This is a genomic window from Helicobacter rodentium ATCC 700285, assembly GCF_000687535.1.
Taxonomy (GTDB): Bacteria; Campylobacterota; Campylobacteria; order Campylobacterales; family Helicobacteraceae; genus Helicobacter_D; species Helicobacter_D rodentium.
On sequence record NZ_JHWC01000002.1, the window covers coordinates 39,315 to 58,467 of the forward strand.

Sequence of the window (19,153 nt, forward strand, 5' to 3'; positions counted from 1 at the left end):
GTGAGTTGCTTATGCAAATGCACACCACGACCTCGGACGAAGTCTCGTAATGACGAGAGTAAAAATACGCAATAACAGAATTGTAAGAAAGTTCTGTGATTATGGAATCTTATTCCATAATCAACGATCTAAGAGTTCTACATAAATCTTTTTCTTATCGTCAGTGTATCTTGTGCTATAAGCCATCTCTCGTGTTACTTTCCCTCCATCAAAGATTGGACCTTTCAACATACCTTTGATAAATTTTTGTCTCATTTCTTGTGGCATTTTTGGATATTCTATTTCTAATGTTGCAGAGCAATAGGAACTTTTGCTTTGTTTGCTAACTTCTGTCGTCATAAAATCTACTAATGAAATGCGAGTAGCCTTGTGAGAGTAATCTCTTACATCAATAATATCCTTAAAAGAATCTACAAAGCCTAACCCCATTGCCATATCTATTTTTTCAAAAGTGAAATTGTCCATTGCCATTGCCATTAAGGTTTCTTTTGTTAAACCATTTTCCACAAGAAACCACTTATCTTCAAGCAAAATCTCTTTCACAAGACTAACCGCTATTTCATCATTGCATTTTGGCGCAGATTCAAAGCACCCACTCAATAGTAACCCACAAAAAAGAATCGCAATAGATAATAATTTTTTCATTGTTCGCCTCCTTGCAAGTATTGTTCTATGAGATTCACAAGAATCTTGGTTTGTTCTTGTAGATGAGTAGTAATTTCTTTCTTTTTCTTGCCGTCTTGTTCTCCATTCTCATTACATATATTAAACCACTGATTCTCTAAAGATTCATCAAAGTTTTTCTTGCCATTTTGTGTTGCAATCTTTTGCCAATACTCTACCCCATATCCTTTTGTTCTTGTAGCAAAAATACAGACTTTAATCTCACTTTGGAACATTTCACAAAGAATCTCATAGCAATTCTTTGTTTCCCTTTCAATATCTCCCGCACTGACAAACGCAAGGATATTGCCTTTATACTCCACCACAGCTACGAAATCTCCACCCTCAATATATCTGAAATCCTTAATCTTGGCATTTTCTAAAAGTTCCAAAAAACACCGAGTGATTGTAGTAGTTTTTCCAATATCCGCCCCACCTTTAACCTGTATAAAATGATTAATTTGAATCATTTTTTACCTCCTCTATGGCTTGATTCACTTTTTCAAGATTCTGATTTCTTAAAAAAACTCCAACTATCATCAAATCCATTATCCAAGCCGCAACATTTACCCAGTCTAAGAGCTGACTAACTAGAGCCATTGTCTCACTATAAAAAAGATCAGTATATAACCCAAACCCTATGGAAACGCAAGTCAGCGCAATCCTAAAGATTCCCCACGCCTTATCTCCTATGGCAAATCTTGCTACGCCCAATCCACCAAGCAAAAAATTATAAACCCAAAATACCAAAGCAGGACTTTTAAGCTTTGTCGCTTTAAGGATATTTATCTTATAATGCACTTTTTGTAACTGCTCTGGGCTTAGAAGTGCTAACTTATTATAAATATCCTCATTACTCATTATTGGATTAGAGTATTTATGCCCTTTAATAAAAGTCCTCCTATAAGAACCCACTTTTATAGGCAACCTGTTTTGAATCTCTGCGAATAAACTTTCACTCGTCATTGTTTCTCCTTTAATTTTTCACACATCTTGCGTGATTAGCATTTAAGACTTGAAGTATTTTTGATTGTAATTCTGGTGTTGGATTAGTTTCCATCATTTCCTTATAAGTCATACTATCAAATGCCGCATCTACCATACATTCACAACAACTCTTGCTATGGTTACACCCAAATGCTCCATTGGTAACACAATCCGCAACATAGATAGATTTTGAACATTGGATTGCATTATCCATATTGCTAAGAGATTGTGTTGCAGTCATTAATATCTTATTTTCTAATTCTCTATAAACCTCATCTGACAATTCCTTATTGTTGATTATCCAATCCTTTTCTTTAGCAGTTAAGCTATTAACAACATCATTTGTGGCAATGTTTGCTTGACATTGACACATTGCTTTTTCTTGTCCAACTTTATTATTGCATTCCAAAAGCATTTCTTGATAAAACTCGTTGCGATAATCCTCAATAGTGTTTGCAAAGACGATACTCTGCAAAAATAAGAAACTTAAAGTGAATAAAATCTTTCTCACCATACCTCCTCGTAATTTATAAATTGAGGTTGTATTTTTCCTTAATTTGTCTTAGAGAATATTTAAATATTAAATGTTTTTTAAATATTAAATTGAATATTTCAAGTGTTTTGAATAAACAAAATTTAATGTAAAATGAAAGAAAAAAAGCTATAAAATTAAGGGTAACATTTGACCAAAAAAACTAAACGAGATATGGCATATTATTTAGATATTGATGTTAGCACTCTATATAATTGGAGAAAATACAAACCTAATCTTTATCGCATTGTTATGCTTGGATTCAAATTTGATGAAGCAATAGAACAGAGTAAGAAAAATTATGAATCCCTTTTAGACTCGGATAATAGCATAAAAGATGAAATTGCTAAATTTAAGTAAGAGAAGTAAATTAACTTTGCTCCAACTTTCTATACTTTTGTTCTATATCGGGCGTGAGAAAATCTACACGACTGACATGCATAATGAGGAAATCCAATCCCTGATTAAATCTATTGACTCCCGCACTCTCCCTCAAATAAAAGAAGGAATAGAATCCAATTTGGTTTAAGATTCTATTCTTATTTTTCTAAGGTCCCACATTATAGATTTTGTAATGACGCAGTGGCAGACGCTTTGGCTTTTGTCATTGCGAGGCAACGACGAAGCAATCCATAATACAGAATCTTGCAATGGCAAAAAATAAACGCTCTATTTGCAAGTGCAGATAAATTGCTAACGCAATGTATGCTACGAAAATTTTGTAAATTTTCTTGCAATAACAAAATGAAAGCAGAGATATAATAGATTTTTGGTTATAATTCTCGGATTTTTAAAATTTAAGGATAAACTATGTTACTTTTTACCCCCGGTCCTACTCCTGTGCCAGAATTTGTCCGTGTTGCGATGAGTGAGCCTACCATTCACCACCGCACACCAGAGTTTGAAGCAATTTTTGCAAAAACCCGCACACTTTTAAAAGAAGTGATTAAAATGCCTGAAGTGTTAATGCTTGCAAGCTCTGGAACAGGAGCAATGGAGGCTTGTGTTACTTCTTTGTGTGCAAAAAAACTCTTAAGTGTGAATAGCGGAAAGTTTGGGGAAAGGTTTGGTAAGATTGCAAAAGCCTTTGGAATCCCAAATGTAGAAATTAAGAATACTTGGGATACACCGGCAAGTTTGGATTCTGTCTTGGAGGCTTTGAAACAAAACCCCGATATTGACGCATTTTGTATTCAAGCGTGTGAGAGTGCGGGTGGTTTGCGCCATTCTTATGAAATATTGGCGAAAGCTGTCAAGGAATTTAATCCCAATATTATGGTGATTGTAGATGCGATTACTGCTATGGGGGTAGAGGAGCTAGATGTAAGCTGTGTAGATGCCCTTATTGGTGGTTCACAAAAGGCGTTTATGTTACCACCGGGACTTAGTATCATTGGGCTAAGTCAAAAAGCAATAGAAAAAATTGAGGAACGCAATATAGGATTCTATTTTAATCTCAAAACAGAATTGAAAAATCAAGTGAAAAATACGACTGCTTGGACTGCGCCAACAACAATTATTATCGGGCTTTGCGCGTTTTTGGAAAAGGCAAAAAGCATAGGATTTGATACGATTTACAAGCAGACAAAAGCGCGCTCACTTGCTTGTGATAAGGCAATGGAAAGTATAGGACTTAAGATTTATCCGACTGTTCCGGCTTTGAGTATGACTTGTGTTTGTGATGAGGAAAGTGATTTGGTGCGCAAAACTTTAAAAACAAAATTTAATGTCAATATTGCAGGTGGGCAAGATCATTTAAAGGGTAAGATTTTTAGAATTAACCATATGGGAATGATTGATATAAGTGAAGTTTCTTGGGTGGTGAATGCAATAGAATTGAGTCTTGCAGAATTGGGAAGACATAAATTTAATGGAATCGCTAATGCTGTATTTTTAGAAAATTACTTCAAACTTTTGTAGGGAATTAAAATGAAAATTTTAGTAACAGGTACGGCGGGGTTTATCGGCTCATTCTTGGCTAAACGCTTATTGGAACGCGGAGATGAAGTTGTAGGGCTAGATTGTATCAATGATTATTATGATGTGCGTATTAAATATGGGAGATTAGCAGAAGCAGGAATTACGCAGGATTCCATTGCGGAAAATGCGTTGGTGCAAAGTAGCAAATATCCCAACTATCGTTTTATCCAATTAAAATTGGAGGACAGGGAGAATCTTTTTAAACTTTTTGAAAATGAAAAGTTTGATAAAGTTTGCAATCTTGCAGCACAAGCGGGTGTGCGCTATTCTTTGGTGAATCCTTATGCCTATGTAGAGAGTAATATTATAGGGTTTGTGAATATTTTAGAAGCGTGTCGGCAGTTTGGTATCAAGCATTTAGCCTATGCGTCTAGCTCCTCTGTGTATGGGTTGAATGAAAAAATGCCTTTTAGCACAAGCGATAATGTGGATCACCCCATTAGCCTCTATGCGGCAAGTAAAAAGAGCAATGAGCTAATGGCACATACTTATTCTTATTTATTTAACTTGCCTACAACGGGTTTGCGATTCTTCACGGTTTATGGTCCTTGGGGGCGTCCGGATATGGCGTTATTTTTATTTACAAAGGCGATTTTAGAGGGCAGGGCGATTGATGTGTTTAATCACGGGCAAATGCTAAGGGATTTCACTTATGTTGATGATATTGTAGAGGGTGTGGTGCGCGTAATAGACCATAATGCAGAATCGGATTCTAAATGGAGTGGAAAAGCACCTAATCCGCATAGCTCCAAAGCACCTTATAAAATTTATAATATCGGAAACAACAATCCGGTTAAATTAATGGATTTCATTGAGGCAATTGAAAAAGAACTTGGAATGGTGGCAAAGAAAAATATGCTTCCATTGCAACCCGGTGATGTCCCAGCGACTTACGCGAATGTGGAAGATTTGGTTAGTGATTTGGGATATAAGCCAAATACAAGCATTCAAGAGGGAATCAAAAACTTTATTCAATGGTATAGAGAATTTTACAAGGTTTAATCTAAGTGGAAGTTCTAAGTTGGATTGCACGAATCCACTGCAAAGTCTCGCAATGACGAATCCCGCGCAGTCATTGCGAACAAAATGAAGTAATCTATAGTCTTGCACACTTTAATTTAGCCACTGCGTCATTGCAAGGAATGAAATGACGCAACAATCCATAATGTAGAATCTCGCCATTAAGATTGTATTGAAAAACAAAAAATCTTACCTAATGTATTGCACAACTTAAGTTGATTTTTGGCAAAAACCTAATATAATCCCACTTGCCTTTCTTGAGACTTGTGCGATGGGCTGCTTGGATAATGCTTCAGGGTGGGAACACAGCAGAGCCTCCAAACTGCTTAAGTGCCGCAAGTATCTTAAGGGAGGTTTTCTACTTTTTTCTATTTTTTAGTTTGCAAGAAAATTCCAATTTTAAGCAGTATTAGATTAAAGTTTATTCTGTGGCTTTGGTGTTTTCAATGGATTCTAAATATTTGTAAATTGCTTCTATTTCACTTGAGGTTAGATAATATTTTGGCATAATCTTTCTACCTTTTTGTAGTGCATTTTCAAATCTTTCAAAGCTTAAATTATTGATACGCGCACCTTGTAGAGTTTTGCCTTTGCGTTTATGGATATAATTTGCAATTTGTTGTCCTTCGCCAAAATGTCCGTGGCATTCTACACAGCCGATTCCGCGAGGGTTGTTATAGAGCATTTTGCCATATTCTAAAGTTGTGATGAAGCTTTCTTCTGTATTAAGAATCTGAAAACTGCTAACTAAAACCAAAATCATTTTAAATACTTTTTGCACTTGCAATTCCTTAAACTTTTAAAAAACTTTTTTTACTATAATAACAAAATTATTTTTTAAAGGGTATTATGAATGCAGATTTTAGATGGAAAGGCTCTTGCACAAAATATTGAAAAAGAGATTCAAAAAGAAGTGGAATCTCTAAGCCAAAAGGGTATTACTCCGGGCTTAGCAGTAATGTTAGTTGGAAGCGATCCTGCCTCTCAAAGCTATGTGAATATGAAAGCAAAGGCTTGTAAGCGCACAGGAATCTACTCTATCACGCACGAAATGCCCGAGAATATTCAGCAAGAATCTCTCCTCCAAACCATTTCTATGCTAAACCAAAACCCGAATATTGACGGAATCCTAGTGCAGTTACCGCTTCCTAAGCACATTGATACAACCGCCGTTTTAGAAGCGATTGCACCCCATAAAGATGTTGATGGATTCCACCCTTTTAATATGGGACGTGTTTTTGCAAATCTTGAAAGCTTTGTCCCGGCAACTCCTATGGGAGTTTTGACATTATTGAAGTATTATAAGATTCCATTGCAAGGCAAAAATGTTGTGATTGTGGGTGCTAGTAATATCGTTGGTAAGCCACTTGGCGCATTGTTTTTGAATGAAAATGCCACGATTACGCTTTGCCATATTTATACGCAAGATTTAGCCAAACACACCAAAGAAGCCGATATTTTGTGTGTGGCAGTTGGCAAACCCAACCTTATTACAAAAGATATGGTAAAAGAGGGTGCGATTGTTGTGGATATTGGAATCTCAAGATTGCAAGATGGTAGAATTGTGGGCGATGTGGATTTTGAAAATGTTGCTCCTTTGTGTGAGTTTATTACCCCTGTGCCCGGAGGAGTTGGACCTATGACGATTGCTTCTTTGTTGCAAAATACATTAAAATCTGCTAAGCTTCGTTCTAATGTGCAATAAATATTTTTAAGGAAAGAAGAGTAATGAAAAGGATTTGGACTAAGCTTTATAATTTTGTGAATAGCTGGGTTGGTACGATTCTTATTGTTTTGGGTGTCATTTTCTTTGTTGCACAAGCTTTTGTAATTCCTAGTGGAAGTATGTTAAATACAATGCTTATTGGTGATAATTTATTTGTAAAAAAATATGCTTATGGAATCCCAACACCCACGATTCCTTGGATTGAGCTTAAAGTATTGCCTGATTTTAATGGCAATGGGCATTTAATAGAAGGGGAGCGTCCTAAACGCGGAGATATTGTGATTTTTCGTTATCCACAAGCTCCTAAAATCCATTATGTGAAACGCAATGTAGCAGTTGGAGGTGATGAGGTGCTTTATACTTCCAAGGGGCTTTGGGTGCATTTTAGTAGCGATTCTGCTTATCAAGATGTATCTACAGATACTTTAGAATTTAGGGGCAAGATTTTTTATTATGACCCTTATTTGGTATCGCATTTGGGAGTGCAATATTTAGATGTGTTTCCCGATGCTTTTAATCAGTTAGAGATTCTATCTAGTCAAGGCGAGTCGCTTGGTATGGAAAAAGTGCAGTTACAAAATGGTGAGATTGGATTTTATGCAAAAGTCAAAGAAGATGAGTTTTTTATGATGGGGGATAATCGCAATAACTCCAACGATTCGCGTTTTTGGGGTGCAGTTCCTTATAAATATGTGGTGGGTAAGCCTTGGTTTATTTATTTTAGTTGGGACGATGATTTTAAGATTCGTTGGAATCGCATTGGTAGAAGCATAGAATTTTTGGAATCACAAATGCAAAATCTTAATGTTGGTTTATTAGAATCGCAAGGAAACAATTAATGCTTGATTTGCCACTAAATTTTAAGATTCCTATTATGGTGGTTGCATTACTTGTTGCAATCATTGGACACGAGATTATGCACGGATTGGTTGCGTTAAAATTTGGCGATACAACAGCTAAAGACGCAGGACGCCTGAAGCTAAATCCACTACTTCATATTGATTTAGTCGGTTCTATCCTTTTGCCTAGCTTATTGTTTCTTTTTAATGCGCCTTTTTTGTTTGGTTGGGCGAAACCTGTGCCTGTTAGAATGGACCGCGTAATCTATAATGGGGGCTATTTTGGGGCATTTGCTGTTTCTGTGGCGGGTGTGGCTTATAACTTTGTTCTTGCAATTTTTGCCGCTTTATTGATTTATCTTTTTAATGGTGGAATTTTTGGAGGTTTTTTTGAATATTTTTCTAATCCAAACTTTATTGCCTTGCTCGTCCTTTATTTTTGTTTGCAATTGTTGATTTATAATGTCGTGTTAGGTGTGTTTAATTTGATTCCAATTCCTCCTTTAGATGGTTCTAATGCCCTTGCTTACCTTGGTTTAATGTTTAGGAGTGATTTTTTTGCTAGGTTGTTTGATAGAGTACCTCCAATGGTGGGTATGGTTTTATTGATGATTGTCTTAAGTACACCTTTATCGCATATTATTTTTGCACCTGTGCAGATAATTATTAATTTATTATTGTAGGAGAAGTTTGATGACGTTCTTTGTTGCAAGTGATCACGCGGGATTTACATTAAAGGCTTTTGTGGTTGAAACATTAGAGAAAATGGGGCATAGTGTAGAGGATTTGGGACCAAAGGATTCTAACCGCGTGGATTATCCAGATTTTGCGAATATTTTATGTGAAAATGTTTTGAAAAATGATAAAAATTTTGGAATTTTGATTTGTGGAAGCGGAATTGGAATGAGTATTGCTGCTAATCGTCATAAAGGTATTCGTGCAGCACTATGTAATGAGCCTTATAGTGCGGCAATGAGCCGTGCGCATAATGACGCCAATGTGCTATGTTTAGGTGCGCGTATTGTGGGTGAGGGTATGGTGGAATGGATTTTAAAAAGTTTTTGTGAAGGCGTATTTGAAGGTGGTAGGCACACTTGTCGCATAGGAAAATTATAATTTTAAGGAAATAAAATGGAAGCACAATTCACGAAATGGTTGTTTGTAACAGCATTTATTTTATTTGTTCTCTTTATGGTAGTTAAAACTTTCTTCTATAAAAGCATTGCACAAAAAGAGGAAAAAAATAGTGCTGTGATGAAGCTTACATTGCAAGAGGCTGAAATTTTAATCCGCAAACACCAATTACAACTTCAAAGGGCATTAGGAAATATTGATATTTTAACCGATGAAATTACTTCCTTAAGAAATGAGGTAAAAGCCCTCAAGCAAAGAAATTCCCAGTATCGCGTAGAGAGTGAAAAATACAAAAGTAAAATCAAAGATTTAGAACAAAAAATAGAAGCTTTATTATAAGATTCTTTACTCTTTGGATTGATTTTAAGAGGAGGATTCTGTTTTGTGAGAGAAAGCGAAACACTCCGCAATAAACTACTCCTCTTTAAATGCTTTCAGGCTTCAAAGCGTTATCTTTTCAAAATCTAATAAGCAAATTTACCTTAGAATTTTATAAAAATTTTTAGGAATCCAAAAGAGTGAAAAATTATATTTTATTTGTTGTAATGTTAAGTGCTATGGTAACAATTTCTAGCCTTTATATTACACAGCCTATGCAGCCTCTTTTTATGGAAGAGTTTGGAATCTCTATTGCACAAGTTACACTTTTTACTTCAGTTGTCTTACTTGCACTTGCTTTTGCCCCAATAGTTTATGGGTATTTGCTAGAAAAATTTGATACAAGAAAGGTGTTGTTTAGCTCCCTGTGCTTGATTGGAGTTTTTCAGTGCTTACTCTGCTTTGCTAGAGATTATGAGACTTTTTTATCTCTGAGGCTTCTTGAAGCATTGGTAATTCCAGCGGCTTTGACGGCGACTTTAACCACACTTATGCGTCTTGATGCGCAAAACATACAAAAATATGTCAGCATTTATGTTGCAGCGACCGTGTTTGGGGGCGTATTATCGCGCGTAGGTGGTGGATTTATTACTTCTATTTCTTCGTGGCAATTCACTTTTGCCGCACTTGGAATCACAACTTTAATTGTTGCGATTCTCTCTTTTAGGATTCCTCAAAGCTCACAAATGACTAATGCGAAAATTACTCCCAAGATTATTTTAGAATTGCTCAAAGATAAACGATACGCTATTTTGTATATGGGGGCTTTTTTGGTATTGTTTTGTTTTCAAGGCGCATTAAATTTTATGCCTTTTGAAATCAAAGCTCTCAATCCAGAGATTACCCCAGCGCAAATTGGCTTTTTGTATCTTGGGTATATTATTGGTATTATTACCGCTCTTTTAGTAGAACGTATTAAAAGATTTGTAGGCGGTGATTTAAAGGCAATTATTGTTGGTTTTATCATTTTTGGAATCGCACCTTTGATAATGTTAGTCAAGAATTTTTGGTGGTTATTTTTTGCGGTATTTGTTATTTGTGTTGGAATGTTTATCGTGCATTCCGTGCTATCGGCATTTGTTAATTCTATTTCTGTTGAGAAAAAGGGAATCACCAATGGCTTGTATCTTGCGTTTTATTACACGGGAGGTACGATTGGGACAACAATGCCAAGCTATCTTTATAATCACTTTGGTTGGGAAGTGCTTTGTTTGTTTTTAAGTGGAATCTTGTTTTTAAGTGCTTTTATTTTTTATAAAATGCGTTTGATTTTTAAGGAGGTAAAATGAATGGATTAGGCGAATATTTTGAATCAACTTTTAAAGAAATTGTGCCATTAGGGAATCTGCATATTTTGGATAGTGAGCGTGCAAGTGAGATTGTAGCAATTTTCTTAAGTCTTGATAGCCATACATTTAATATATTTTGGCAAAGCCCCGTACTTCAAAATCTATGTGAAAAATATTGTAAAACCTTGAGTTTTAAAGGAATCTTGCAAGTGCAATATACTCTACTTTTGAATATCCATAAAGCCTTTTTAAAAGAACCAAAATTCATACAAAACTTATTAAAAAAAGTTTTGGAAAATTTTGATTTGTTAGAGCAACACGGGATTGCTAAAGGTGAATTTTTTGAACAAATAAAAATTCATTTAGATTTTATCATTCATCAAGAAATCAAGGAATCTAGTTTAACCAAAGAGGACAAAAAATTAACTTTTGACAAGGATTTTTTGGAAGATTTTTTAGCGAATGGTTTGCAGTTGTTGGAGAAAAGGAAAGAGGTTTTAAAGACAATGTGCGCCCAAAACTTATTAAATCTTAATCCAAGCTTAGAGGAGTTGGAATCTTTATTGGATAAGCTTAGCAATCAGCATTTTTCTATTGGAATCACGGGAGTTTTAAGTGCGGGGAAAAGCACTCTTTTAAACGCGCTTTTAGGACAGGAGATTTTAGGTAGCTCTACGATTCCAGAAACTGCAAGTTTAACACTTCTTAAATACTCCAAAGTACCTAGTGCGCGTGTGAGTTTTTGGAATAAAGTAGAATGGGAGGATTTAAAATCCACAATGGAGGATTCTGTCCTTTGTGAGCTTATGGCAAATGCGGAATTTAAGGAATCCCTAGAAAAATATGTGCAAGATTCTACACAAAGCCTTGCAATTTCCCTGCAAGAATTACCTAAATACACTTCAGCAAACCACCCAAGCAAATTATGCAATCTCATCAAAGAAACTACGCTTTTTACCCCTCTGAAGTTTTTAGAAAATAAAGTTGAGATTGTAGATACTCCGGGACTTGATGACCCCATTGTGCAGAGAGAAGAGATTACAAAAAGCTATATTTTGGATTGTGATTTGCTAATACACGCAATGAATGCTGCTCAAAGTGCGACACAAATTGATGTGGATTTTATTTTAAACACCTTACAAAATGCAAATATTTCAAGGATTTTGATTCTGCTTACACACGCAGATTTATTGGAGAAAAAAGACTTAGAATCAGCCCTTAGTTACACAAAAGAAAGTATTGAGTCGCGTTTAATTCAAAGTATGCCAAAGCAGAGTGCAGGACTTTTATTACAACGACTTGATTTTATTGCTCTTGCAAGTTATCCTGCATTGCTTTGTCAGACCAATCCAAAAAAAGCGCGAGAATTGGGGTTTAGTTTAGAATCCTCTAATTTTAATGCGTTGGTGAATTATCTTGATCAAACTTTGCTAGGCAACAATAGCACAAAGGCAAAAGATTTAGTCTTTTTGGGTGCGCAAGGGTTTATAAGAGTGTTTCAAAAGATTCAATCTGCTTGTGCCTTAGAAAAAAGTCTGCTTTTTTCTCAAGAGAGTGAAATTCAACGATTGATTCAAGAGGCGAAATTGCAACAAGAGCAAAGCCTCGTTCAATTTGAGGAAACTAAAAAATCTTTTAATGGGGCAACAAAACAATTGCAAGATTATCTTGCCACATTGCAAAAGGAATTGAATCAGAAGCTAGAAAACTCGCAAAACCTTTTAAGTGAGCGGATTTTCGCCGATATTGTTTATGATTATGAGAAAGGTAAAACGCCAAGCTATGAAAGATTGCAAAGAATCTTGGATTTGGGGTTGAAAGATTTTTTGAGTGATATTTTGCGTTTTTGCACACAGAGTTTAGATAAGAAAATCACGCAAATACAAAGTCAGTTTGAAGCATTAATAGAGCCACAAGAAAAAGATTCTAGTGCTTTGGGCAATTTTCATCTCTATTTTGATGAAAGCATTTTGAAAAAAACTGCACTCAAGATTCTTAATCGGATTGAAAAATCGGTGCGAAAATTTGGCAAAAATCAAAAAAATGAACTAAAGAACGCATTGGATTTAGACTTTAGGGACGGATTTTTAGAGTTTTTTGAAATCCTTATTGCGCAAAGCAAAGTTTTAGAATCCAAATTAACAGATAATTTTAAAAAATTACTTGAGGATTTGGAGAGGACTTTAAATTCGGATTTAGAACATAAAGCCAAGATTTTAGAAAATGCTTTACATAACTCACGACAAAGCGCAGAAGAAAAAACGCAAAAGGAAGCATTATTGATGCGGTATGAAAAGGATTTGGAGGAATCTTTGCAGTGTTTTAGTGCCTTGCAAGATTATGCTACCAAAGGAGTTAGCGATGCTTAAGCAATATATCAAAGAATGCGAAAACTTAAAATCAAAAATTGCGCAAAAATCTCCCACTCAAAAGTTGATTTTGAGTTGTCAGAATCATTTGAATCCAAACGATTACACGTTAAGTTTTTTTGAATATTTACAGCAAAAAGAAGTTGAACCTATGCAGATTGCAATTGTTGGGCAGTTTTCAAGCGGTAAAAGCACTTTTTTGAACGCACTTTTAGGGCAGGATATTTTACCAACAGGTGTTACCCCCATTACTTCAAAGGTGTGCAAGATTTGCTATGGCGAGGATTATATTTTGGAGATTCTCTATAAAGACGGGCGCAAAGTGTTGCAAAATATAGATTTTTTGCACAAGCTATCGCGTGAAAATTCTCAAAATATTAATTATTTTTGTCTCTATGCCCCAATTTTATTATTAAAAGAAATTAATTTTTTAGATACACCGGGTTTTAATTCTCAAAATTCAGACGATACACGCACCACTCTTAAGATTTTGGAGAATGTAGATGGTATTATTTGGCTTACGCTTATTGATAATGCTGGAAAAAATAGCGAAAAAGCACTGCTTAAAGAGTTTATTACGCATTTTGCGCAAAAGAGCCTCTGTGTTTTGAATCAAAAAGATAGGTTAAAAGATGAAACAGAAGTGCAAACAAGCTTGGAATATGCTAAGAGTGCGTTTGAGGGGATTTTTTCTGCAGTGATTCCTATTTCTGCGAAATTAGCGTTAAAGGCAAGATTGAATACTCCGCAGAAATTTTTTGAAACCACGCTTTTGGATTTTGCGCAAACACTTCAAGCCTTCGCATTAAAGGTTTCTAATGAAGCTTGTGAGGATTCTCAAAGCCCTCAAAATGTATTAGATTCTTTGGGTAAAACTTATCAAGAGCTAGAAAGAAAGATTCAGCAAGAAACCCTTTCTTTGAGCACTCAAAATGCAGTAAAACTTATGCAAGATTCTAATATGCCTTTGATTTTTGATTTTTTAAATACAACCATTAAGCCTAAGGCAAATTTGGCTAAATCTTATAGCACACTTAAAAAATTGCGTGAAATGCACATTTTATTGCATTTGCAATATCATAAAATTAACCAATGTTATTTGATGTTGAAAAAAACTTTACAGAGAAATTTGCAACACTATATTGCGAGTTGTGGAATCTCTCAAGAAAAAGAGCAAAAAATATTCAATGATTTGTATATTAGCTTGGATTTATGGCTTGATACACTAGCGCAAAGAATCTTTAATGCGCTAGAGAAAAAACCCTTTAGCTTTTCGCAAAAAGAGAAGCGTCTTTTGGGGACTAAATCCATTGAAATAACCAAAGAGGTGATGATACTTCCCATAGAAAAGCTTCGTTTAGAGTTGCAAAATTCAGATACGCAATTAGTTAAAGATTATAAAGCATTAAGTGTGCAAATTAAGAAATTTTTAGATTTATTTGTCCAATCTATCGCTAAAAATACAGAGGATTTGAAGTTGGAATTGGCAAATTGGCAACACGATGCGCCCCAAAAGATTGAACTTTATCTTGTTGCCCCACAAAGTCAAGCTTTAAATGATTTGCGTATTTTTGCACAAAATTGTTATGAAAATTTACTTGATGATTTCAATAAAAACGCCCTCGTAGCAACTTCTTATTTAAGGAGTGAATTAGATGTTTTGAGTAATTTTTTAGCTTTAAGCTACAACAATGCAATAGATTTAACATTGAATCGTTTGGATTTGAAAATCAAAAATGCAATGACTAAACATAGTGAAAACCCAGAGGAGTTTGCTTTATTTAGCCCCACTTTAGGGAATGTGCGTGAGAGTTTGAATGATACTTTTTGCTTTGAACAATTCCAAGCCCGACTTTTTGGTCCAATGAATTGCTTAAAAAAGACTTATGCGCAGTTTTTAAATCAAAGCGAACAAACAACACAGGATAAAATTCAATTAATTGCACAAGCTTCTTTTGAACTTAAGAAAGAAATGGATAAAATTACACGAAATATCCGAGCAATTCAAGATGAGATAAAAGGCGTAAAACCTTGATAATAAAAAAGTGGAATTAGAATTGCTTAATTTGGTTTAGAGTTGCCAAAATGGCATTTATTAAGGATAAAAGACTAAGGAAAGTTTATGAAAGTAGAGCTCCTAGAGCCATACATTCAAATCAGCATTGAAAAAGAATCTCAATTTTTAAAACGTGCAGTGGATTTTGCTTATAAGCATTTTTCCAAAGCCTATCGCCTTTCAAGCTCTGTCTTGATTCTTGACGATGGGGAACGTTATAAAAAGGATTATTTTTTAAATTGGGCATACCATGTTGCTATGCAAGAGGAAGCCAAGAATGAGAGTGAGGATTTTCAAACCATTATTGATAGTAGTTATCTCCCGATTCGCATCAAGATGATTGAAAATCGTGCAATGCTAGAACATATCATTGTGTCTTTGCAGATTATTCAAAGCTCTTTTGGTAATTCTCAAGTTTGCTTAAGGCTTAATCGCCCAAGTCGCCTTGCAAGACGTTATCTAACCTCAAAATTTCAAGAATTTGTGCTAAGTTACACAAAGCAGGAAATTTTTTTAGAATCTAGTAGTCCTTATTTTTGGGAGAAGCTCATTGGTGCGCTTTCGCAAAAGATAATCCATAATATCGTATTGGATTTTGATTATGAAACCTTTAAGACGCATAATACTTTTGAATGTTTTGAGGAGTATTTGACAAAAGAGGAGAAAATCCTTAAAAAAAGTTACAAGATTTTAGGTTGTGGGTATAACGATGATTTTGAATGTGTGAAAAATCGTTATATTGAACTTGTTAAAATTTATCACCCTGATAATGTTTATGGGCAAGATAAAAAGATTATTGATGGCTATGCGGAAAAATTCCGTTTAATTAATGAGGCGTATGAAAAGATTAAATCTAATTTCAAGCGCGTAGCATAAGGAGTTAAAATGTCAGAGAACAATACACAAAAGAATCCCGATGAAAAAAGTCTTTCCGCTACAATCCCGGATAATATTTTTGATACCTTTGAGGAGTTTAAGGAAGAGCCAAAAACAAAACCAAGAGAAATTGAATATTCCCTAGAGGAATCCAAGGAGGATTCTAGTGGCAAAGGTCGTTTTTTTGCCTATTTATTTTTACTCTTTGTGTTAATTGCATTGATTTTTGGTGGAGGATATTATTTTTTAACTCTCCCTAGCGGACAATCCTTGCTGCATAAAGTGCAAGCTGCATTAGGATTCCAAGTAGAATCCGCACGAGGAATGGAATCGCAAATGGATTTAACTAGTGAATTTGCCAAAGATGAGGAGATTAAACGCTTACAAGAAGCACTCTATCAAAAAGAAAAAGAATTGGCAAATCTAGCGCAATCTGTAGATGGTTTGAGTTTATCTGTAAAAGAAATGCAAGATGCACGTAGTGCAGAAATAAATACAATGACAAGATTGCGCTATACGATTAAGCCTAAAAAGCAGATTATTACCGAGTGTTTTTCTATGAATGTGGGAGAATGGCAGATTCCGCAAGGCTGTATGCTCTCCATTGCAACAAAGGTGGATAAAGAATTGCAAGAGGATAAACGCGTGGTTGCCTTTGAAGTGCAGGGCATTGTAGATACGCGTCCTTATGGCGGATTGTCTCCAGAGCTTAAACAGGAGGGACTTGCGAGTTTCCGTGCGTGGAATGCGATTCGTGCAATTAATGCGAAACTTCCCAATGCTACCGTGTTTGAGGGTCCAAGTTTGCAATTAGAAGACAAACGCGGATATAGAATTAAAGCTTATTTTGTAGAATAAAATGAATCCTAATCCACCCATTCATACTTTGGGCGTCTTTTTGCGTCCCTCCACTCCAGAATTAAAAGCTTATTTCTTAGAGTTTCAAAGCTTGGCTTTGGGATTGGGATTCCGCGTAATTTTGGATTCTTTGAGTGCCGGAATGATTGGAATGCGTGGATTAAATTTTGAGGAGCTTTGCTGTGAATGTGATGCGCTAATTTCTATTGGAGGCGATGGCACATTGATTTCAACCGCAAGACGTTCTTTTGCTTTTGGTAAGCCTATTTTGGGGATTAATATGGGGCATTTGGGATTTCTTACAGATTTACAAAGAGACGAAGTAGAATCCTTTTTACCACATCTTAAAGAGGGAAATTACAATATTGCCAACCATATAATGCTAGAGGGTAGCATACAAAATGCAAAGAGTGATAATGTGAGTTTTTTCGCTCTTAATGACATTATTCTCACGCGCCTTGATGAGGCGTCTATGATTTATCTTAAGGCTTATATTGATGGAGAATATTTTAATTCTTATTATGGCGATGGATTGATTGTTGCTACGCCTACGGGTTCTACTGCTTATAATATTAGCGCGGGAGGCGCAGTAGTTTATCCCTTTTCGCATAATTTGCTTTTGACGCCTATTTGTGCGCATTCTTTAACGCAACGACCTCTTATCTTGCCAAGTAGTTTTGAAATTATAGTAGAGCTTGGTGAAGAGGGACGTTGTAATGTTGTCATTGACGGGCAGGAGACTAAGCCTTTGAAGTTTGGTGAGAAAATTGCGATTCGCGTTCAAAACAAAGGCGTAAAGCTAATTCATAATGCAAATTGGAATTACTTTAAGATTCTAAAGGAGAAATTCCATTGGGGAGATTTTGAATAATGCAAAAGTTGCTTATCCGTCAAATTATAATCAAGGGTTCTCCTGTTTTTAAAGAAATTACTTTTTCTCCAAGTGCGCATTTCAATGTTTTTAGCGGTGCAAGTGGAGTAGGAAAATCAGTTTTAATGGAATCTATCCTTGCATTGTTTGGCTTGAAAGAGTGCAATGCGCAGGTGTTGGAGGCAACTTTAGAATTGCAAGGATTCAAAGAGGAATTTAAAGGACTAATAGATGAGGGTGAAGTCATTTTAACGCTTACAAAAAAGGACAAGATTCGCTTTTTTCTTAATGCACAAAGCATTCCAAAAAAGAAAATTCAAGAACTTTTTGCTCCTTTTTTAAAGCACTTAAGCACCAAATCTGATGATGCAACAAGTTTAGAGAATCTGTTTTTAGTTTTTGATTCTTTTTGTTTGTCTAAAGATCCTAAGTATCCCGCTATTTTAAGTGCTTACAAAGATTCTTTTGTGCAATTCCAAAACGCAAGAGCAGAGCTTCAAAAAATACAAGAAGAGGCTTTAAAAGTGGAGGAGCTTAAAGAGTTTGTGCGCTTTGAAATCCAAAAGTTGGAATCTTTAAATCCTAAAAAAGGAGAATATGAAGAGCTTTTAAGGGTGAAAAAAGAAATCTCCAAAAAAGAAAAAATCAATGAGAGCTTGCAAAAAGTGCAGGAATTTTTAAGCCATACCTCTCAAGTTTCTTACTTTTTAAATCTTATTGGCAAAGAAAGCGATTCTATTTTAAATGCTTTGAATGAGTTAGAAGAGTTGTGCGCACAAGAAAGTGAGAGATTAGGGGAGTTAAACAATATTGATCCTGAAGAAATTTTAAATCGTTTGGAAGCATTAAGCGCATTAAAGCATAGATATGGTGGTGTAGAGGAGGCATTGGAATATTTGGAATCCAAAAAACAGGAATTAGCAAAGTATGAAAATTTGGATTCTCTCTTGAGAGATTCTCAAACGCATTTTGGGCAGACAAAAGAAAAACTGATACAATGCGCAAGGGATTTGCAAGGTGCGAGAGAGAAGCAAATTGCAAACTTTAGCGATACCTTAAATCAGGCTTTAAATTCCCTTAAAATGCCAAATGCCAAGGTAATGTTCAAGGGGATAGAAGAGGTGGAATCCTATATGTCTTTTGGTAACCAAGTGCTAGAAATTACATTGAATACTGCATTAAAGAATTTAAGCGCAGGGGAGTTTAACCGATTTCGTCTTGCCCTTTTGCTCACGCAAAGTGCGCAAGAAAAAAACCAAGCCGTTATTATATTGGATGAAGTAGATGCAAACCTAAGTGGAGAGGAATCGCAAGGTGTCGCCGAGGCATTAAAAAAACTTTCTTGTAGTTATCAAGTCTTTGCGATCTCGCACCAGCCACATATGCCAAGTTTAGCCGATACACATTTTTTGATTCAAAAGTGCGCACAAGGTTCAGAGATCTCTTTATTAGATAAAGAGGGTAGAATTTATGAAATTGCGCGTATGATTAGTGGTGATACAATCACAAAAGAAGCTTTGGAATTTGCTACTAAGCGGATTGGCGGTAAGTAATGAAAAATAATTTTGTATTTCA

Annotated in this window: 20 protein-coding genes and 1 other RNA gene; 16 read left to right on the top strand and 5 right to left on the bottom strand. The window is 35.4% G+C overall.

Annotation, left to right across the window (positions count from 1 at the left end):
- Window positions 1-120: 120 nt before the first annotated feature.
- From BS85_RS0101800 to BS85_RS0101815, 4 genes are read right to left on the bottom strand one after another with little or no spacing between them, the layout of a single operon-like run.
- The gene (locus BS85_RS0101800) at window positions 121-645 is read right to left on the bottom strand and encodes a hypothetical protein (RefSeq protein WP_026943298.1); all 525 of its coding nucleotides are present in this window, start codon (window positions 643-645) and stop codon (window positions 121-123) included.
- Window positions 642-1,133: a hypothetical protein gene (locus tag BS85_RS0101805; protein ID WP_026943299.1), complete on the bottom strand. Its 492-nt coding sequence runs from the start codon at window positions 1,131-1,133 to the stop codon at window positions 642-644. Before BS85_RS0101805 ends, BS85_RS0101800 begins: the two co-directional genes overlap by 4 nt.
- A complete protein-coding gene (locus BS85_RS10030) occupies window positions 1,120-1,629 on the bottom strand; it encodes a hypothetical protein (protein ID WP_051604630.1) in 510 nt (169 codons plus the stop codon). The genes BS85_RS0101805 and BS85_RS10030 overlap by 14 nt, the downstream gene beginning before the upstream one ends.
- A gap of 10 nt (window positions 1,630-1,639) precedes the next feature.
- On the bottom strand, window positions 1,640-2,161 hold the full coding sequence (locus tag BS85_RS0101815; RefSeq protein WP_034550951.1) for a hypothetical protein: 522 nt from the start codon (window positions 2,159-2,161) through the stop codon (window positions 1,640-1,642).
- A 171-nt stretch (window positions 2,162-2,332) separates the two neighbouring features.
- Between BS85_RS0101815 and BS85_RS0101820 the strand changes: the two genes are divergently transcribed.
- From BS85_RS0101820 to ffs, 4 genes are all read left to right on the top strand, one after another.
- On the top strand, window positions 2,333-2,542 hold the full coding sequence (locus BS85_RS0101820; protein WP_026943301.1) for a transcriptional regulator: 210 nt from the start codon (window positions 2,333-2,335) through the stop codon (window positions 2,540-2,542).
- 450 nt (window positions 2,543-2,992) lie between these two features.
- Window positions 2,993-4,102 (top strand): pyridoxal-phosphate-dependent aminotransferase family protein, encoded by a 1,110-nt coding sequence (locus BS85_RS0101825; protein ID WP_026943302.1) that lies wholly within the window; start codon window positions 2,993-2,995, stop codon window positions 4,100-4,102.
- A gap of 9 nt (window positions 4,103-4,111) precedes the next feature.
- Window positions 4,112-5,164 (top strand): NAD-dependent epimerase, encoded by a 1,053-nt coding sequence (locus BS85_RS0101830; RefSeq protein ID WP_026943303.1) that lies wholly within the window; start codon window positions 4,112-4,114, stop codon window positions 5,162-5,164.
- Between the two features lie 273 nt (window positions 5,165-5,437).
- An RNA gene (gene ffs / locus BS85_RS11030) (signal recognition particle sRNA small type) lies at window positions 5,438-5,535 on the top strand.
- A 68-nt stretch (window positions 5,536-5,603) separates the two neighbouring features.
- On the opposite strand, the gene BS85_RS0101835 is transcribed toward ffs, so the two are convergent.
- Window positions 5,604-5,963: a c-type cytochrome gene (locus BS85_RS0101835; protein ID WP_245596260.1), complete on the bottom strand. Its 360-nt coding sequence runs from the start codon at window positions 5,961-5,963 to the stop codon at window positions 5,604-5,606.
- A gap of 72 nt (window positions 5,964-6,035) precedes the next feature.
- On the opposite strand from BS85_RS0101835, the gene folD reads away from it, so the two are divergent.
- From folD to BS85_RS0101895, 12 genes are all read left to right on the top strand, one after another.
- Window positions 6,036-6,887 (top strand): bifunctional methylenetetrahydrofolate dehydrogenase/methenyltetrahydrofolate cyclohydrolase FolD, encoded by an 852-nt coding sequence (gene folD / locus BS85_RS0101840; RefSeq protein ID WP_026943305.1) that lies wholly within the window; start codon window positions 6,036-6,038, stop codon window positions 6,885-6,887.
- Window positions 6,888-6,910: 23 nt separating this feature from the next.
- Entirely contained in the window at window positions 6,911-7,747 is an 837-nt protein-coding gene (gene lepB / locus BS85_RS0101845) for a signal peptidase I (protein ID WP_026943306.1), read from the top strand.
- Window positions 7,747-8,430, top strand: coding sequence for a site-2 protease family protein (locus BS85_RS0101850; RefSeq protein WP_026943307.1), 684 nt, complete (start codon window positions 7,747-7,749; stop codon window positions 8,428-8,430). The genes lepB and BS85_RS0101850 overlap by 1 nt, the downstream gene beginning before the upstream one ends.
- A gap of 10 nt (window positions 8,431-8,440) precedes the next feature.
- Window positions 8,441-8,863, top strand: a complete 423-nt coding sequence (gene rpiB, locus BS85_RS0101855; RefSeq protein WP_026943308.1) for a ribose 5-phosphate isomerase B — start codon at window positions 8,441-8,443, stop codon at window positions 8,861-8,863.
- 15 nt (window positions 8,864-8,878) lie between these two features.
- On the top strand, window positions 8,879-9,220 hold the full coding sequence (locus BS85_RS0101860) for a hypothetical protein (protein ID WP_026943309.1): 342 nt from the start codon (window positions 8,879-8,881) through the stop codon (window positions 9,218-9,220).
- A 179-nt stretch (window positions 9,221-9,399) separates the two neighbouring features.
- Window positions 9,400-10,548 (top strand): MFS transporter, encoded by a 1,149-nt coding sequence (locus tag BS85_RS0101865; RefSeq protein WP_026943310.1) that lies wholly within the window; start codon window positions 9,400-9,402, stop codon window positions 10,546-10,548.
- Window positions 10,545-12,917 (top strand): dynamin family protein, encoded by a 2,373-nt coding sequence (locus tag BS85_RS0101870; protein ID WP_026943311.1) that lies wholly within the window; start codon window positions 10,545-10,547, stop codon window positions 12,915-12,917. Before BS85_RS0101865 ends, BS85_RS0101870 begins: the two co-directional genes overlap by 4 nt.
- Window positions 12,910-14,952, top strand: coding sequence for a dynamin family protein (locus BS85_RS0101875; protein WP_026943312.1), 2,043 nt, complete (start codon window positions 12,910-12,912; stop codon window positions 14,950-14,952). The genes BS85_RS0101870 and BS85_RS0101875 overlap by 8 nt, the downstream gene beginning before the upstream one ends.
- Window positions 14,953-15,039: 87 nt before the next feature.
- Window positions 15,040-15,849, top strand: a complete 810-nt coding sequence (locus BS85_RS0101880) for a J domain-containing protein (protein ID WP_026943313.1) — start codon at window positions 15,040-15,042, stop codon at window positions 15,847-15,849.
- Between the two features lie 9 nt (window positions 15,850-15,858).
- Entirely contained in the window at window positions 15,859-16,707 is an 849-nt protein-coding gene (locus tag BS85_RS0101885; protein WP_245596261.1) for a hypothetical protein, read from the top strand.
- Between the two features lies 1 nt (window position 16,708).
- Window positions 16,709-17,578 carry an NAD(+)/NADH kinase gene (locus BS85_RS0101890; protein ID WP_026943315.1) on the top strand — a complete coding sequence of 290 codons (870 nt, stop codon included), beginning with the start codon at window positions 16,709-16,711 and terminating at the stop codon, window positions 17,576-17,578.
- A complete protein-coding gene (locus BS85_RS0101895) occupies window positions 17,578-19,131 on the top strand; it encodes an AAA family ATPase (protein ID WP_026943316.1) in 1,554 nt (517 codons plus the stop codon). The genes BS85_RS0101890 and BS85_RS0101895 overlap by 1 nt, the downstream gene beginning before the upstream one ends.
- Window positions 19,132-19,153: the final 22 nt, after the last annotated feature.

Coding starts and splice junctions, on each gene's coding strand:
- BS85_RS0101830 (WP_026943303.1), top strand. CDS start 4,112: ATGAAAATTTTAGTAACAGGTACGGCGGGGTTTATCGGCTCATTCTTG.
- BS85_RS0101860 (WP_026943309.1), top strand. CDS start 8,879: ATGGAAGCACAATTCACGAAATGGTTGTTTGTAACAGCATTTATTTTA.
- BS85_RS0101875 (WP_026943312.1), top strand. CDS start 12,910: ATGCTTAAGCAATATATCAAAGAATGCGAAAACTTAAAATCAAAAATT.
- BS85_RS0101850 (WP_026943307.1), top strand. CDS start 7,747: ATGCTTGATTTGCCACTAAATTTTAAGATTCCTATTATGGTGGTTGCA.
- BS85_RS0101880 (WP_026943313.1), top strand. CDS start 15,040: ATGAAAGTAGAGCTCCTAGAGCCATACATTCAAATCAGCATTGAAAAA.
- BS85_RS10030 (WP_051604630.1), bottom strand. CDS start 1,629: ATGACGAGTGAAAGTTTATTCGCAGAGATTCAAAACAGGTTGCCTATA.
- folD (WP_026943305.1), top strand. CDS start 6,036: ATGCAGATTTTAGATGGAAAGGCTCTTGCACAAAATATTGAAAAAGAG.
- lepB (WP_026943306.1), top strand. CDS start 6,911: ATGAAAAGGATTTGGACTAAGCTTTATAATTTTGTGAATAGCTGGGTT.
- BS85_RS0101885 (WP_245596261.1), top strand. CDS start 15,859: ATGTCAGAGAACAATACACAAAAGAATCCCGATGAAAAAAGTCTTTCC.
- BS85_RS0101800 (WP_026943298.1), bottom strand. CDS start 645: ATGAAAAAATTATTATCTATTGCGATTCTTTTTTGTGGGTTACTATTG.
- BS85_RS0101805 (WP_026943299.1), bottom strand. CDS start 1,133: ATGATTCAAATTAATCATTTTATACAGGTTAAAGGTGGGGCGGATATT.
- BS85_RS0101895 (WP_026943316.1), top strand. CDS start 17,578: ATGCAAAAGTTGCTTATCCGTCAAATTATAATCAAGGGTTCTCCTGTT.
- BS85_RS0101890 (WP_026943315.1), top strand. CDS start 16,709: ATGAATCCTAATCCACCCATTCATACTTTGGGCGTCTTTTTGCGTCCC.
- BS85_RS0101870 (WP_026943311.1), top strand. CDS start 10,545: ATGAATGGATTAGGCGAATATTTTGAATCAACTTTTAAAGAAATTGTG.
- rpiB (WP_026943308.1), top strand. CDS start 8,441: ATGACGTTCTTTGTTGCAAGTGATCACGCGGGATTTACATTAAAGGCT.
- BS85_RS0101825 (WP_026943302.1), top strand. CDS start 2,993: ATGTTACTTTTTACCCCCGGTCCTACTCCTGTGCCAGAATTTGTCCGT.